15 protein-coding genes are annotated in these 15,281 nt (G+C 64.1%); 4 read left to right on the forward strand and 11 right to left on the reverse strand.

Going from position 1 to position 15,281, the window contains the following annotated elements:
* Position 1 precedes the first annotated feature (1 nt).
* The 4 genes from nagZ to MUB52_RS13045 all read right to left on the reverse strand — a co-directional run bounded on the left by nagZ (position 2) and on the right by MUB52_RS13045 (position 5,038).
* Positions 2 to 1,009: a beta-N-acetylhexosaminidase gene (gene nagZ, locus MUB52_RS13030; protein ID WP_263844667.1), complete on the reverse strand. Its 1,008-nt coding sequence runs from the start codon at positions 1,007 to 1,009 to the stop codon at positions 2 to 4.
* The gene (locus tag MUB52_RS13035) at positions 1,006 to 2,004 is read right to left on the reverse strand and encodes an SPOR domain-containing protein (protein ID WP_263844668.1); all 999 of its coding nucleotides are present in this window, start codon (positions 2,002 to 2,004) and stop codon (positions 1,006 to 1,008) included. Before MUB52_RS13035 ends, nagZ begins: the two co-directional genes overlap by 4 nt.
* A gap of 79 nt (positions 2,005 to 2,083) precedes the next feature.
* Positions 2,084 to 3,826, reverse strand: a complete 1,743-nt coding sequence (gene argS / locus MUB52_RS13040; RefSeq protein WP_263844669.1) for an arginine--tRNA ligase — start codon at positions 3,824 to 3,826, stop codon at positions 2,084 to 2,086.
* A gap of 69 nt (positions 3,827 to 3,895) precedes the next feature.
* Positions 3,896 to 5,038: a deoxyguanosinetriphosphate triphosphohydrolase gene (locus tag MUB52_RS13045; protein ID WP_263844670.1), complete on the reverse strand. Its 1,143-nt coding sequence runs from the start codon at positions 5,036 to 5,038 to the stop codon at positions 3,896 to 3,898.
* 80 nt (positions 5,039 to 5,118) lie between these two features.
* On the opposite strand from MUB52_RS13045, the gene MUB52_RS13050 reads away from it, so the two are divergent.
* A complete protein-coding gene (locus MUB52_RS13050) occupies positions 5,119 to 5,442 on the forward strand; it encodes a HesB/IscA family protein (RefSeq protein ID WP_263844823.1) in 324 nt (107 codons plus the stop codon).
* Positions 5,443 to 5,474: 32 nt separating this feature from the next.
* Here MUB52_RS13050 and MUB52_RS13055 read toward each other — a convergent pair whose 3' ends face one another.
* On the reverse strand, positions 5,475 to 6,524 hold the full coding sequence (locus tag MUB52_RS13055; protein WP_263844671.1) for a DUF6902 family protein: 1,050 nt from the start codon (positions 6,522 to 6,524) through the stop codon (positions 5,475 to 5,477).
* A gap of 92 nt (positions 6,525 to 6,616) precedes the next feature.
* Positions 6,617 to 6,898, reverse strand: a complete 282-nt coding sequence (locus MUB52_RS13060; RefSeq protein ID WP_263844672.1) for a DUF6749 family protein — start codon at positions 6,896 to 6,898, stop codon at positions 6,617 to 6,619.
* A 339-nt stretch (positions 6,899 to 7,237) separates the two neighbouring features.
* Between MUB52_RS13060 and xth the strand changes: the two genes are divergently transcribed.
* Positions 7,238 to 8,020 (forward strand): exodeoxyribonuclease III, encoded by a 783-nt coding sequence (gene xth / locus MUB52_RS13065; RefSeq protein ID WP_263844673.1) that lies wholly within the window; start codon positions 7,238 to 7,240, stop codon positions 8,018 to 8,020.
* A gap of 320 nt (positions 8,021 to 8,340) precedes the next feature.
* On the opposite strand, the gene MUB52_RS13070 is transcribed toward xth, so the two are convergent.
* From MUB52_RS13070 to MUB52_RS13080, 3 genes are all read right to left on the reverse strand, one after another.
* A complete protein-coding gene (locus tag MUB52_RS13070; RefSeq protein WP_263844674.1) occupies positions 8,341 to 9,723 on the reverse strand; it encodes a peroxidase family protein in 1,383 nt (460 codons plus the stop codon).
* A 249-nt stretch (positions 9,724 to 9,972) separates the two neighbouring features.
* Positions 9,973 to 10,557 carry an HNH endonuclease gene (locus MUB52_RS13075; RefSeq protein WP_263844675.1) on the reverse strand — a complete coding sequence of 195 codons (585 nt, stop codon included), beginning with the start codon at positions 10,555 to 10,557 and terminating at the stop codon, positions 9,973 to 9,975.
* 213 nt (positions 10,558 to 10,770) lie between these two features.
* Entirely contained in the window at positions 10,771 to 11,826 is a 1,056-nt protein-coding gene (locus MUB52_RS13080) for an alpha/beta hydrolase family protein (protein WP_263844676.1), read from the reverse strand.
* 125 nt (positions 11,827 to 11,951) lie between these two features.
* Between MUB52_RS13080 and MUB52_RS13085 the strand changes: the two genes are divergently transcribed.
* On the forward strand, positions 11,952 to 12,959 hold the full coding sequence (locus tag MUB52_RS13085; protein ID WP_263844677.1) for a helix-turn-helix domain-containing protein: 1,008 nt from the start codon (positions 11,952 to 11,954) through the stop codon (positions 12,957 to 12,959).
* On the opposite strand, the gene MUB52_RS13090 is transcribed toward MUB52_RS13085, so the two are convergent.
* A complete protein-coding gene (locus tag MUB52_RS13090; protein ID WP_263844678.1) occupies positions 12,956 to 13,495 on the reverse strand; it encodes a hypothetical protein in 540 nt (179 codons plus the stop codon). The two genes, MUB52_RS13085 and MUB52_RS13090, sit on opposite strands and share 4 nt — an antisense overlap.
* The gene (locus MUB52_RS13095) at positions 13,492 to 14,580 is read right to left on the reverse strand and encodes a fatty acid desaturase family protein (protein WP_263844679.1); all 1,089 of its coding nucleotides are present in this window, start codon (positions 14,578 to 14,580) and stop codon (positions 13,492 to 13,494) included. Before MUB52_RS13095 ends, MUB52_RS13090 begins: the two co-directional genes overlap by 4 nt.
* A gap of 90 nt (positions 14,581 to 14,670) precedes the next feature.
* Here MUB52_RS13095 and MUB52_RS13100 point away from each other — a divergent pair, with 90 nt between their 5' ends.
* Positions 14,671 to 15,276: a TetR/AcrR family transcriptional regulator gene (locus tag MUB52_RS13100; RefSeq protein ID WP_263844680.1), complete on the forward strand. Its 606-nt coding sequence runs from the start codon at positions 14,671 to 14,673 to the stop codon at positions 15,274 to 15,276.
* Positions 15,277 to 15,281 lie beyond the last annotated feature (5 nt).

A 15,281-nucleotide genomic window follows, 5' to 3' on the forward strand; every position in this document is an offset into this window, starting at 1 on the left:
ACTACGACGTCGTTTGCTCCGCTAACAGCGTGTCAAGCTGCGCGCGTGCGGCGACTATGTCAATATCGTCCGGCGGTTTGCGGAAGGCGAGTGCGCGCTCGGCCCGGATCTGCGCAGCCTCCGTCATCTCGCCTGCCGCCTCCGCCACCCGTCTGCGCGCCTCAAGCGGTGCGTTGCACTGCAGCACCACGTCACATCCCGCGGCGAGCGCGCCAGTGGCGATCTCCTCGGGCGTGCCGGAGAGCGCCTTCATGCTGATGTCGTCGGTCATGATCAGGTTGTCGAAGCCGATCTCGTCGCGGATCACCTGCATGAGCCTTGGCGACAGCGTCGCGGGTGCTGTGTCATAGGCGCGATAGACCAGGTGGGCGGTCATGCCCATGGGCAGATCGGCCAGCGCCTTGAACGGGGCAAAGTCTTCGGCCGCCAGCGTCGCGGCATCGGCCTCCACCTCCGGCAGATCGTAGTGGCTGTCGAGCGTCGCGCGGCCATGGCCGGGGATGTGTTTGAGAACCGGAAGCACGCCGCCTGCCAGCAGCCCGGAAGCCGCCGCGCGTCCCAGACGAGCCACGGCCTTGGGGCGCGCGCCGTAGCAGCGGTTGCGCAGGAAGTCATGCGTCTGCGGGCCGGCGAGATCGACCATCGGCGCGCAGTTGCTGTCGATGCCAAGCGCGTGAAGCTCCGCCGCGATCAGCCGGTACCGCAGGTACATCGCCTCCTCGGCCCGATCCCCGGCGGCGGTCACGAAATCCAGTGGTGGTGTCCAGTCCGTCCAGGTCGGCCCTCGCAGCCGCTGCACCCGCCCGCCTTCCTGATCAATGGTGATCGGTGCCGCGCGCCCCACGGCCTCGCGCATCTGATCGCAGAGGCGGCGCACCTGGTCGGGCGTGTCGATGTTGCGCGCGAAGAGGATAAAGCCGAAGGGGTTCGCCTCCCTGAAGACCGCAACCTCTTCCCGGCTCAGCGCAAGCCCGTCGGCATCGAGGATGGTCGCGCCAAAGCGGCTCACTTCGCGGCGACCGGGATACAATCCACCCCTTCTGCCTTGAACGCCGAACAGAAGCGCCGGGCGTCGGCGAGGTCTCTGAACCCCATGGCCCGAAGGCGGTAGAACGTGCGCCCGCCTGACTCGGTCTGTTGGACGACGCGCGATTTGTCCTGCATGTATTCGCCGAACCGCCCTTCGAGCCGCGACCACTCGCTGCGCGCCACATCCGCGCTGTCAAAGGCGCCAAGCTGGACGAGGCGGGTCCCGGAGGGGATGGCGGCGGCCTCCACTTCGGATGTGGGCGTTTCAGAGACAAAGGCCGCCGGTTGCATCCGCGCCACGGCACGCGGGCGAAGTTGCGGGCGTTTGACGGTTTGCCCAATGACGGGCGGTGTTTCGGCCGCCTCATCCTCGCTTGTCTCTGCAAAAGCTGCCGGCGGCTGGCTCTCTTCCGCCTCGGCATCCCCAAGCGGCGTGCTGCCCGCGGTCAGCTCTGCGACCACCGCGTCAATGGCGCCGGCGTGCAGGTTTTCGGCCACCGTGCTGTCGGTGCGCGCCGGCACCCGTTTCGGCCCATCGAGGCTTTCGGCAGCGGGTGCCAATGGTTCGGGTTGCGCGACAGGTGCAACCGTCTCGGCGGTGATGGGCTGATCCTCCTCGGCGAGATCGGTGTCGCGCGGCGCAAGCACCACCTGATCGACCGGACCTGCGGCGCTGCCCTCGGCCGCTACTGCATTCACCGCAAGCCCCTGGTGGCGTGCGAGCTGCCCGCCCGGGTTCTCGGGCCGCACCCGCATCTCGCCTTCCGCCGCCCGGACCACGGGAATGCCAGAGACATCCCGGACCATCAGCTTGTAGCCCCAGACACCAATGCCCGCGATCAGCGCAAGCGACACAACCGCGCCAGCCACATTGGTCATCATGACAAAGGTGTTGGGCGTGGGCTCATCCGCCCGATCGGGCGCAGGCTCACGCCCATACGCCCCCATGCCATGGGAGAATTCGATATCCGCCATCGTCGCCTCGCTGCCGACAAGATGCGTGCCCCGCCGGTCTCTCGTTCGATTTGCCTGCTCTGGCGAAGGCTGCGATTTGCTACCGCATTTCCTGCGCCGGTGTAACGCCAAGAATACCAAGACCGGCCGCAATTACAACGCTCGTAGCCCGGGCGAGCGCGATTTTCGCCGCTGTGACTTTTGGGTCATCCTGTACGAAACGCAAGGACGGCACATCATTGCCCTTGTTCCAGAGCGCATGGAACGTGCCCGCGAGTTCATAGAGGTAGAAGGCCACCCGATGCGGTTCGTTGCTCTGGGCCGCCGCCTCCACCAGCCGGGGCCATTCTGCGAGCTTGGCCGCCAGCCCCAGCTCCGCCTCGTGATCCAGCAGGCTGAGATCGGCGGCCCGCAGCGTTGCGTCATCCACGGGAATCCCGGCCTCGGTCGCCTTGCGCATCGCGCTCGCCACCCGCGCATGGGCGTATTGCACGTAGAACACCGGGTTCTCGCGGCTCTGCTCCATCACCTTGTCGAAGTCGAAATCCAGCATCGCGTCGTTCTTGCGGGTGAGCATCACAAAGCGGGTCACATCCGGGCCGACCTGATCGACCACATCACGCAGGGTCACGAACGTCCCTGCCCGCTTGGACATCTTGAACGGCTCGCCGTTTTTGAAGAGCTTCACCAGCTGGCAGAGCTTGATGTCCAGCGGCACGGCGCCTTCGGAGAGCGCGGAGACCGCCGCTTTCATCCGTTTGACATAGCCGCCATGATCGGCACCAAAGACGTCGATCAGCGCGTCGAAACCGCGCTGCACCTTGTCATAGTGATAGGCGATGTCGGGTGCGAAATAGGTCCAGGAGCCGTCGGATTTCTTCACCGGCCGGTCGACATCGTCGCCGTGTTCGGTGGACTTGAAAAGCGTCTGCTCGCGCGGCTCCCAATCCTCGGGCGTCTTGCCCTTGGGCGGCTCCAGCACGCCTTCGTAGATCAGGCCCTTTTCGCGCAGATCGTCAATCGCCGCTTCGATCCGGCCGGTGCCGTAGAGCGATTTTTCGGAGTAGAACACATCCATCTCGACGCCAAGTGCTGCGAGATCCTCGCGGATCATCGTCATCATCGCGTCCATGGCGAAGTCACGCACGTCGGCAAGCCAGAACTGCTCTCCCTTGTCGACAAAGCTGTCGCCCACCTTCTCCTTCAGCGCCTCGCCCACAGCAATCAGGTAGTCGCCCGGATAGGTGCCATCGGGGAAGGCGACCTTTTGCCCATGCGCTTCGAGATACCGCAGGTAGACCGACCGCGCGAGCACATCGACCTGCGCGCCGCCGTCGTTGATGTAATATTCGCGCGTCACGTCGTAGCCCGCGAACTCCAGCAGCGAGGCAAGGGCGTCGCCGAACACCGCGCCGCGCGTGTGGCCGACATGCAGCGGCCCAGTCGGGTTGGCGGAGACATATTCCACATTGATCCGCTTGCCCTGCCCCAGCGTGGCGCGCCCGAAGTCAGTCCCCGCGGTCAGGATATTGCCGATCATGCTCTGCCACACGCCGGGTAGGAGCCGCAGGTTCAGAAAGCCCGGCCCCGCCACCTCGGCACGGTTGATCCGCGCATCGGTGCGTAACCGTTCGGCCAGCGCCTCTGCGATGTCACGCGGCTTTTGCCCGGCCGGTTTTGCCAGAACCATCGCCGCATTTGTCGCCATATCGCCGTGCGCCGCGTCACGTGGCGGCTCGACCGTTACATTGTCAAACGACATGCCGTGGGGCAGTTGCCCGTCTGCGGCCATGCCCTGCAAACAGTCCAGAACAAGCGCACGAATATCGGCAAAAAGGTTCATCTCGGGCGTCCTTTGGCAAAGATTGGCGCGGTGTATCACGCAGGATCGGCGGGTCAACCGCGGCGGCGCTCAGCCGGTGCCGATCAGTCGCTCATGCTCCTGCAGCGCAAAGCGGTCGGTCATCCCGGCGATGTAGTCCGAGACAATCCGGGCAAGCGCCACCTGGCCTTGCGCCTCTTCCACATCCTTGCGCCACTGCTTGGGAAGCTGGTCGGTGTGCGCCATGAAATAGGGAAAGAGCTCTTCCACCACACGGGTCACGCGCGCGCGCATCTCCACCACGCTGGGCGCACGGTACATCCGGTCAAAGAGAAACGCGCGGATCACCTTGAGATCGGCAAAGACCGGATCGGAAAAGCGGATGATCGTCTGCCCGGCTGCGCGGATGTCATCCACCGACTGCGGCTTGATCTGGTCCAGCCGGGCCTGCGCAAAACCGATGACATCCTCCACCAGAACGCCGAAGAACCGGCGCAGCGCCTCGTGCCGTCGCCGGTAGTAGTTGAGATCGGGATAAAGGGCATCAACTTCGCGGAAGCAGCCGTCGAGGATCGGCAGCTCCGCCAGCTCATCGGTCGAGAACAACTCGGCCCGCAGCCCGTCGTGCAGATCGTGGTGGTTATAGGCCACGTCGTCGGAAATGGCCGCGACCTGCGCCTCTGCACTGGCAAATGTGTGCAGCTCCAGGTCCAACTCATCGGTGCAGGCCTGCAGCGCCCAGGGGATCTCGCCCGTGACGGGGCCGTTGTGCTTGGCCAGCCCCTCCAGCGTCTCCCACGTGAGATTGAGCCCGTCAAAGCGCGCATAGTGCCGCTCCAGATGAGTGACTATGCGGATCGCCTGGGCGTTGTGATCGAACCCGCCGTAGGGCGCCATCAGGGCCGAGAGCGCATCCTCGCCAGTATGCCCAAAGGGCGTGTGGCCCAGATCATGCGCCAGCGCCACAGCCTCGGTCAGCTCTGCGTTCAGCCCCAGCGCGCCCGAGATCGTGCGCGCCACCTGTGCCACCTCGATCGAATGGGTGAGCCGCGTGCGGTAATAGTCGCCTTCATGCTCGATAAACACCTGCGTCTTGTGCTTGAGCCTGCGGAAGGCGCTGGCATGGATGATCCGATCCCGGTCGCGCTGAAAGCAGGACCGGAACGTGCTTTCCTCCTCCTGCACGCGCCGTCCCCTGGCGCGCACCGGATCAGAGGCGTAAATCGCCATCATGGCTGATCCTTGTCGCCTGTTCCGACAGCTTCTATATTGCAGGTGAGTGTTGAATGAAACCGCCCGCCGGAGACCTTGAGATGCAAGTCCCACCGAAAGTGACCCCCCGCGCCTTCGACCGTTTGGCCGAGATTGGCGCTGCGACCGAAGGCAAGGCGCTGCGCGTTGCGGTGGAAGGAGGGGGCTGCTCGGGGTTTCAGTATGAAATCGCGCTGGACGAGCCGCGCGAAGACGATCTGATCCTGGAAGGCGCTGGCCAGAAGGTGGTCGTCGATGCGGTCTCCCTGCCGTTCCTGGGCGGTGCGACCATCGACTTCTCGGAAGAGCTGATCGGTGCGCGCTTCGTGATCGACAACCCCAACGCCTCCAGCTCCTGTGGCTGCGGGACGTCCTTCTCAATGTAGATGAGCTTCATCACACAGGACCTTGTTTTTATTCACATATCCGCGCGCGAGAATCCTTCAAAGAAGGCATCGAACCGCTCCGAGGACTGCTCGGCCCCGGTGAGGATATCCTCGCCCTCTGCACCAATGGCATCCGACATCGCCTGACGCATCCGGCCCCAATCGCTGCTGCGCGCGGGGCCAAGGTGAAACATGCATTCTGACATCGCCCGCAAAGGGCTGCGCCCTGCGGCGTTGCGTGCAATATGCAAGCCCGCGGCCTGCGGTGTGCCGGGAAAGCTCGGGCGATCGGCAAAAAGCGCCCACCAACTCGTCACCAGGTATTCGTGATAAGCATCTGCCTGGCCCGACGCCCGGGCGCTGAGCGTGAATCCACCCATCTGAGCGGCGATCCAGTCCTCCCAGATCGGGCTGGTCCGCCGGCCTGCGAAGCGCATGGCAACACATGTTTCGGCCAGCAGGTCGACGTCCTGATCCAGATAGGCCAGCAGGCCGGCAAACTCGAGGCTGACGATGGCATCCTCGCCGATCTGCGGATCGTTCAGACCGTAGTCTGAGAGGTAGAACACGATATGCGTGAGTTCGTAGGCCGCCTTCTTGTTCGGAAGCGCGAAGGTCTCGGAGCGGTCCATGAAGCTGCGCAACCGCGCCCGCAGCGGCTTGTCCTCGATCCCGGCGCCACGGCGGTTGAGCAGCCGCTGCGCTTCGGCCCGCTGCAGATCGGACAGTTCCGCCTCCACCAGCCCGGCCTTCACCGCCCAGCGGCACAGCGCCGCGCCCTTGCTCTTGCCGATGCCCAGGTCTTCGAGGTCGAGGCAGATCGACAGCAAAAATCGGTAGTATTGTGGAAAGAAGCGCAACCGCTCCTCCAGCCCGTCGTAAATCCGCCGATAGGGCTCAAGCGCGTCGTCCGGCAGCATCGCACCGCTGCTGGCCAGCACATTCAGGACCTCGGCATTCTCCTTCAGCCAGAAGACATCGTCGAGCTTCCGCCGATTGCGGGCGAAATTGCCCAATAGCACCGCCTGCCGTTCGGCCAGAGACGGTCTGCGCGGCAGGCCCAAAGAGACGACGTTAGACATGGGGGTTCTTCCTTTGTCCTGAAGGCCTGCCGCGCATTGCGTCTGGCGCGGTCCGCGAGGGGTAGTCGCAAGGCCGCGCCAAATCGCTTGGGTTACATTGAGGTCGTGAACAGACCGGTTGCATCGCCGCGCAGCGCATCGCGGCCCGCCACCATGCTGGTGGTGAACTGGCCGGTCTCGGCACCGCTGAGAGTGTCGGCCGGGGGCGCCATCGAGGTGGTAAAGAGCCCTGTGCCCGCGCCGCTCATCATGTCGGCGTCCACTGGCCCCATGCTCGTTGTGAACAGTTCTGTCCCCTTCCCAGAGTGCAGGTCCGATTCACGGTCAAAGGTGTCTTCAATCGCAGGTGTTTTCAGTAAAGCGTTCGTCTTCATTGCATATCCCTTTCAAATGAAGTTTTCGCCCGGCAACGCTTGCTCGTTTAAGGCGAGTTTCCAAGATTTTTTCGCGTTAAGAATGTGTTAACCCTTGGTTATCCACACGAGCGTTCCGTGCTAGGGGTCGGCGGAAGCTTGAAAGTTGCAGTGGATAATTTGGTTAATTTTTTTTTATCCACAGTGGATAACTCTGGGGATATTAACGGCTTTGTCGCCATTCCGGCGAAGCGTTAACAAGAATCACTCGCCCGTGGGTTGCCGAGATCCGGCACCTGCCCCTTGCTCTCGCAGGCTGGCTGCGCGATAGCTTGACCACAGACTGTCGGAGCGCGTGGGATGAAAGTCGCAACATTCAACATCAATGGCATCAAGGCGCGCATCGCCGCGCTGCCCGACTGGCTGGATGAGGCGCAGCCGGATGTGGTGCTGCTGCAGGAGATCAAGTCGGTCGACGACGCCTTCCCGTCGGAACTCTTCGAGGAGCGCGGCTACAATGTGGAGACCCATGGGCAAAAGAGCTTCAACGGGGTTGCGATCCTGTCGAAACTGGCGCTGGAAGATGTGACACGCGGCCTGCCCGGCGACCCCGAGGATGACCAGGCCCGCTATATCGAGGCCACGGTGGTCGGAGACAGCCATGCGCTGCGGATCTGCGGGCTCTATCTGCCGAACGGCAACCCGGTGCCGGGACCGAAATACGACTACAAGCTGTCCTGGATGGAGCGGCTGAAACGACGCGCAGAGACCCTTTTGGCCGAAGAAACCCCGTTTTTGATGGCCGGAGACTACAACATCATCCCGCAGGCGGAAGATGCCGCCAACCCTGACAGCTGGCGCGAGGACGCGCTATTTCGCCTCGAGAGCCGCGCCGCCTTCCGGGCGCTGATCAACCTCGGGCTGACCGATGCGTTCCGGGCGCGGACACAAGGACCCGGCCACTACAGCTTCTGGGATTACCAGGCCGGAGCGTGGAACCGAAATCTGGGCATCCGGATCGATCACCTGCTGCTCTGCCCGCAGGTGGCGGATATGTTGCAGGGCTGCATGATCGACAAGGATGTTCGCGGACGGGACAAGCCGTCGGATCACGTGCCGGTCTGGGTCGATCTGGCGGCCTGATCGAGGCCGCTCTTGCCGTCAAGCGACATCCCCCGAACTGCTAAGCGAAGGCCGCATCGGCGGCCAAATCGAAGATCGAAGTCACGTAGATGTCGCGCCGGTGCGGACGCCGACCCGGCCGGGACGGTGACGGGTTCCGGTAAATCCTTAAGCAATCGTGACACAACCGGACGTTGCCTCAAAAGGTTAACGGGCGGCCCGAAAGACCGCCCGCCCATTCATTGCGCGTTAACCACGATCGACAACCCGGACATCGCCTGCCGCAGCGTGCCTCCGCCCCTGGGCCGGGCGTGCATCTGCACGCCGGGCCGGGGGTGGCCTCAGCCGCACATCAGCGATTTGGGATCTTTGATGTGGCCGCGGTGTTTCTCCACATAAGCGACGATGCCCGCCATGCAGGAGGGCTGCCCGCCGAACCCGCCCCAGGGCTTGAAGTGCGGGATGTGCAGATACGTCGTGGAATCGCGCTTGAGCAGATTGGCGAAGACCGCTGCCACGATGGTGCCGCCGACCCCGGTCAGCTTGCCGCCGCCATGCTCTTTCGCCTCCTGCAGGGCGTAGAACCACAGCGGCGTCTTGGTGATGCCCTTGGCCTTGAGCACGTCGGGCACATGCAAGTGCTTGTCGATGCCCAGGCGCGCCGCCGCCTGCTGGCCGCTGGCGAGCTGATAGGTGTAGCGGTCGCGCACCATGTTGCGCAGAGCGAGGTTGCGCGACTGTTCAACCGTCATCGTATGCTCGATCTCTGCCAATTCGATGGTGCTGTTGACAAATGGCAGCTCGAAGAGCGGCGAGCCGAGGCCCGGACCCACCGGGCGCGCTTTCTGCACCGGATTGCCGCCGGACATCTCGAAGAAGAGATCCATGTCCATATTGGCATCCGTGGGACGCGGCCCGAAGCCGACGGTCGCAAAGAGACCTTTCGCCGCCTCGCCGTGCTTCAGCGCATATTCGTGCTGCGTGGTCGCATGGCCAAAGCGGTAGCAGGCGCCGGTGAACTCCACCGGCATCACCGGTGCATCCCAGCCGAAGAGGTGGTGCTGCATCGCGTGATCGAGGCGGGCCTGATCGACGAAGGCGGGTAGCATCTCGTTCCAGACGATCCACTGATAGTGCAGCCGGATGAAGCGCCGCACCTCCTCGAAGTTCGTCAGCTTCGGCGCCACGTGATCGTGCCAGACTTGCTTGGCGATCCCGTCATGGGCGCAGGCCTCGATGTCCTTCGCCGCATCGCCGCCCTCGACACGCTTGCTCATCAGGATGTTGTGCAGCTCGATGAAGATGCCCTGCACCTGCGCGACGATCACGTTCTCATCGTTGCGCGGGTCGCCGATCAGCGCCTTGCCAGCGCAGGTGCGCGCCAGATCCAGCGGGTTGTCGTGGCGTCCGAACATCAGCATGTGGTCCTGCTCGCCGGCACCATAGAGATGCGGCGAGGCTTCGGGGCCGGCGCCATAGACGCAGTCGAGATCCAGGCTGGGTGTACGCACATTCGGGATGGTCGCCGGATCGATCCGGGTGCCGAGCGCCGAGGTGGCATCCAATGTGACGTCGTGATCGACGAACTGGCCGAGGAAGGTCATGCCCGCATCGGCGTGACCGTCTTCGTTGTGGGTGGCGCGCATGGTCTCGGAGAGGTCATGCAAGGCCTGGATCACATCGGCATGGGTGATGTTCTTGATCTGCACCGGATTGGGCGGCATGAGGCGGCCCAGGGTTTGGGCGAAAGGCTTCGACGGCCCCCCACCTTGCAGACAGATTTTAGTGAGTTGGTCGAGCCGAGACAGCCCATGATGCCTACCTGACACAATGCATCTCCTTGAAATAGATAATTAAAATAACTTCAAAAACAAAAAATGCGTCGAGCGAAAAATGCCCGTCGCATCAGCCTTCTAGCATGGCCTTTCAAAAATTTCAACGCTCGCGGGAGGCAGGGGCCGGGTCTGGCAGGCTCAGGCCTCGAGCTCGGCATCCCAATAGAGGAAGTCCATCCAGCTTTCATGCAGGTGGTTGGGCGGGAATTTCCGGCCCATGTTGCGCAGCTCTTCCGCGCCGGGCTGACGCGGCGGTTTGCGCAAGGAGAGCCCCGTGCGATGCAGCGGTTTGGAGCCCTTTTTCAGATTGCAAGGCGAACAGGCGGCCACCACATTCTGCCAGCTTGTCACCCCTCCGGCCGAGCGCGGCACCACGTGATCGAATGTCAGCTCACCGCGGGCGCCGCAGTACTGGCAGCGGAATTCGTCCCGCAAGAATAAATTAAAGCGCGTGAAGGCCACGCGCTTTTGAGGTTTCACATAGTCTTTCAGGACGACGACCGACGGGATCCTGATTTCGGTACTTGGGCTTCGGACGATATCGTCGTACTCGGCCACGATGTCCACCCTGTCGAGCCAGGCCGCCTTGACCGCCTCCTGCCAGGGCCAGAGCGACAGCGGGTAATAACTCAGCGGCCGGTAGTCCGCGTTCAGAACCAAGGCGGGTCGGTGTCGCAAACTCGCCGGATTGCGCGTGAAGTCCGTTCTGAAATCGCCGTCCATGGTCAGGCACACCCCTTGCCGATTTGCCTCTGCCTTTCGCGCCTGCCGCGCCACCAGCGCACGAGTCTTTTTATGACTATATATCGTGGCCATAAGCTGACAAGCCCCAGCATGACCACAAGATGTCGCAGAACGGTTAAGATGATTCCGTAACGGTCGCGTGACAGTTATCCACAAGGCCGCCGGCCCGGTTTTGCGGGCCGGCGGACGGTGTCAGGGGGTCGGCAGCACTCTGGTTGCAGTCAGATGGGTCACGATCAACTCAAAGATGCGCTCGTGCTGGGCCTGCCGCTCCGCCTGCCCCTTCACGCAGACGATCTCGTCGCCCGGCTCTTCGCGCTTGAGCACCTCATAGCCGGTCTCCGTGCAGAGGCCCATATAGTCGAAATGCCCTGCATCCTCGACCTCGATATGCGAGACCATCCTGTCTGGCAGTGCCGCGGCCAGCGCGCGGGACTCGATCTCTTGGTCGAGCATGTCGCCGCGTCCCGCCCCAAGCACCAGCACCGGGATGTCGATGGCTGCGAGGCTGTCGGGCGCGAAGGTCTGCGCCCCGCCGAGATCGAGCGCGATCACCGTACGGATCCGCGGATCGGACCGGTCGCTCTGCAGCGCGTCGTGATCCGCCGGATCAGCGCCCACATTCCACATGGCCAGCGCCGCGCAGTCCGGGCGCTCGGGCGTGTCTGCGCATCTGGTCGCGAAACCGGCCACGTCATGGCGTGCGCCGGCGGCGGCCATCACCGTGTGACCACCCAGCGAATGCCCCGCAGCCGCAACGCGCGTCGGGTCGATGTGGTCGGCAAAGCGCGGGTCCGCAAGTGCTGCGTCGAGCGCCACGCTGAGGTCGGTCGCGCGCAGCCAGAGCTGGCGGGCCTGATCCGGATCGCGGCCAAAGCTGGTGGTGCCGGGATGGTTCGGCTGGATCGCAATGATCCCCTTGGCGGCCAGACGTTTGGCAAGCCAGGCCTGGTTCATCGAATTGCCGTACATCCCGTGCGATATCAGGACGACCGGAAAGACCCCGGGGGCGATCCGCGCGTCCAGATGGCCGGTGATGTCGCGCCAGACCGCGCTGCCGCGCAGCAGGGCTTCGGCGCCGTCGGCCTCTGACGGATACCAGATGTGCCCCGACAGGCTGCGCGCCATATCGGGATGTTCGGCCTCGAATTCGGCCACGGCAGGGGCGAACTCGCCCGCATCTCCGGGCAGAGCGAAGCCAATCGCGATCATGGCGGAGAGGCAGATTTGGCGAAGGGGAGTGGTCATGTCGAACCTCATGGGTGTGTTTGCGATGGTCCTGACTTGAGCAAAGAGCCGTTTTCGGGCAATGGCTTGGCTGTCCTGAATGCCGTTTCAGGACAGCTGAGACGCAATCGAGGACAGACCGCGCGGTGATTTCCGTCCCCTTGCCCCTGTTTCTGACCGCTCTGGCCGCAATCTTCGGCTCGCTGGTGCTGACGCGCCCATGGTTGACCACCAGGGCCAAGGCCCTCTTTGCGCTGCTGGCCGGGCTGATCATGGTAGAAACGCTGCTCGTGGCTTTGCGCTTCGCCTATCAGGTCGAAGGCGTACTGGTGATCCAGCGGCTGCTGCCCTTCTGGATCGGGCCGTTGCTGGCCCTCGGGTTCCTGGCACTGTCGGACCGGGTCGGGCGTTTGCGGAGGGCGATGACGCTGCATCTGGGCGTCGCCGCGATGATGACTGCGCTTGTGGCGGCGGTGCCGCCCGTCCGCGTCGCACTCGATCTGCTGATCGGGCTCAGCTATGCGGTCTATGCGGTGCTGCTGCTCCGGCTCTGGCGCGGCGGGCCGGACCGGCTGTCGCAGCTCAGCCTCGCGCGCGTCGGCTTCATGCGCCGGATGATCCTCGTCGGCGCCGGGCTCCTCGGCATCACGCTGATCATGGACACGCTGATCGCGGTGGATTTTGCGCGCAACGAAGGCGCGAATGTGGGCTGGCTGCTGTCGCTCGCGAGCCTCTTGCTGATCGCGGTGCTGGCCGTCGCCGCGGTTTTCAGCCTGCGCACGGGTCCCGCAGACGCGGTGCAAAGCCACCGCAGCCATGCGGATACACAGCTTGCAGATCGGGCCGAGAAATTCCTGCTGGAGAGCCGCCTCTTCGTGGATCCGCAACTCTCGCTCACTCGGCTCGCGCGGCGGTTGGGCGTGACGGACCGGGCGCTCTCGGAAGCGGTCAATCGGGCCCGGGACAAGAATGTCTCGCAATTCATCAACGCGTTTCGCGTCGCCGAGGCCGCGCAGCTGTTGCGGGAGAGCAGCGACCCGGTCGGCGCGGTGGGCGAGGCTGCAGGGTTTCTGACCCGGTCGAACTTCTATGCCGAGTTCAACCGGGTCATGGGGCAGAGCCCCGGCGCCTACCGCAAGGCGGCCCAGACCTAGCTCAAGTGTACACGCACCTTTTGCGGATAGACCCAGATATCGTCAGGGCGGTCATCACGGCCGAGCGGAACGCGAAGTGTGATCATCGGCGCGCCGGGCAGTGCACCGCGACCCGAGCGGCGCTGGCGCAGTTCCGCAGACACATTCACGACCTCCAGCCGCGCCTCGCCGCCAAGATCGCCCTTGCGGCAGGTCACGGTTGCCGGCGGTGACGCGCGGCCATAGTCGGGCAGGTCGAGAACCTGAAGGCTCTTGAACCGCAGACCGAAGGCGTCGTTGCTGATCTGGCATTCCGCGTCCGGCACCGCCCTGCCGTTGTGATAGGCTGTGACCTCCGTGGAGCGGGTGCCTCTGAACCGTGGGCGGGTGTCGGCGGGCAGCCCCGCGTAGACATCGAGCCCCTTCGCACCCGCAAGCTTCGGCTGCACCGGGACAGGCGGCCCGCCGCCACCCCAGGGTGCGGTGCAGGCGGTGAGGGTGATTGCAAGCCCGGCGATCAGGCCGATGCAACGGATATGGGATGGAAGGGATCTCATGGGTGTGTCTCCTTGGTTTGAGGATCGGGCAACGCCGGGCAGCGCCCAAGCGCGTGCAGGTGCTGGACATGAGAAAGGATGAGCCCTGCAAAACTGGTGATGTTGTGGGTGAGACCGTGCCGCGCCGCCGCATCCGAGACGATTTCGCTCAGCGCTGCGTTGTGGCAATGGGCCACCTGCGGAAAGAGGTGATGCGCGGTGTGCGCGTTTGATCCGCTGGAGAAGAGCGCGGCGGCCCGGCTCTGTGGCGCCCAATCGAGGCAAGTGCGCAGCTGGTGCGCAGCCCAGTCATGGGCGATCTGACCGTCTTGCGGCGAGACGAACTCCGCCTCCTCGCTCAGGTGCGAGCCCGCGACGATCACGATGAAGAGGACAGAGGCTACCCCGGTGTAGATCAGATAGCCGAGCACCAGCGCCCAGAGCGGCGGCTGCAGCACCAGCCAAGGCAGACCCAGCGCCAGGGCCGCATGCAGCAGCTTGACCAAAAGGAACTCGATGGTCGCAGCCCGGGTGGCGAAGAGCTCTGGCGCCATCCGGCGAGCCATCGCGCGGTTCTTCCAGTCTTCGATCCAGGCCAGATGTGCCATCAAAAGCGCATAGAGAAGCGGCGCATAGAGGGCCTGCGCGCGATGCCAGACGCGCCAGGGCCCATAGGGCGCGACTCGGATCAGCAGCGAACCTTCGCCGTCGATGTCGGTGCCTTCGACGTTCGGGAACATGTGATGCAGCCGGATGTGACGCCAGCGCCACAGCGCGCCCGAGACGCCGAAGAGCCCGAAGCCAAGCGTGAGTACCGTCCGATTGACGCCCGCGTGCCGCGACAGCGATCCATGCGCGGCGTCATGGCAGAGCGTGGCCAGCATGAAGAAGGCGAAAAGACCAGCCAAAGCGCACCAAAGAAAGCCCGGCGGGCCTGTCGTGCTGAGCAGAAGCGCGACCGACAGACCGAACGCCGTGGTCCAGAACGCGGCCGTGCCCCACTGGCCCGGCGAGGCACAGCGCCCGCCCGGCTGGTGGCGCAGATAGGCGAGGCCCTGCTCTCGGACATCGCGGGCGAAGGCCCGGGGGGTTGCAAATCGCGGCATGGTGGACCCTCCTCTATCAAATACTGAAAACATCGTTCATGAACATTGTTCATATTTGACAAAGTCAATTCTGTGAACCATGTTCACGTAATGGAGGAAAAGAACGTTACGTCACGCCGGGATCGCAATCTGGCCGAGATCCGCCGCAAAGGTGGCGAAGTGGCCGAGCGTCTGTTGCTGGAGCAGGGCTACGAAGCCCTCTCCGCCCGCGGTCTGGCGAAGGCGACGGGCTGTTCCGTGGGTGCGCTCTATAATGCCTTCGGACATATCGACGGTGTTGTGCGCGAAGTGAACCTGCGCTCGGCGAAGCTCTTGCAGGGGGTCCTGACGGAGGCGCTGGAGCAGGCACCACCGGGGCTGGAAGCACGGCTGATCGCAATGGCGGAGGCCTATTTCGATTTCGCCGTCACCCAGCCGCAACGCTGGCGCGCGCTCTTCGACTACCCGGTTCAGACGCCCCCCGACGGGCGGATTTTCGCGGTGCAGGACACGCTTCTGGCGATGCTGCGCGGGGCAGCAGGCGTGACCGAGACGGACGGGCCCGAGGCGATGCGGCTGACGCTGCTCTGGGCGTCCGTTCACGGGCTGACGACGCTTGCGGCAAAGCAAACGATCAGCGGGCTGACCGCGCAGGCGGCGCGCAACCATCTTGCGGTGCTGGTGCGCGCAGGTATGGCAGCAGAGATCGCGGTCTGACCGCC

Origin of the sequence: Roseobacter sinensis, from assembly GCF_025755255.1 — a bacterium.
Taxonomy (GTDB): Bacteria; Pseudomonadota; Alphaproteobacteria; order Rhodobacterales; family Rhodobacteraceae; genus Roseobacter; species Roseobacter sinensis.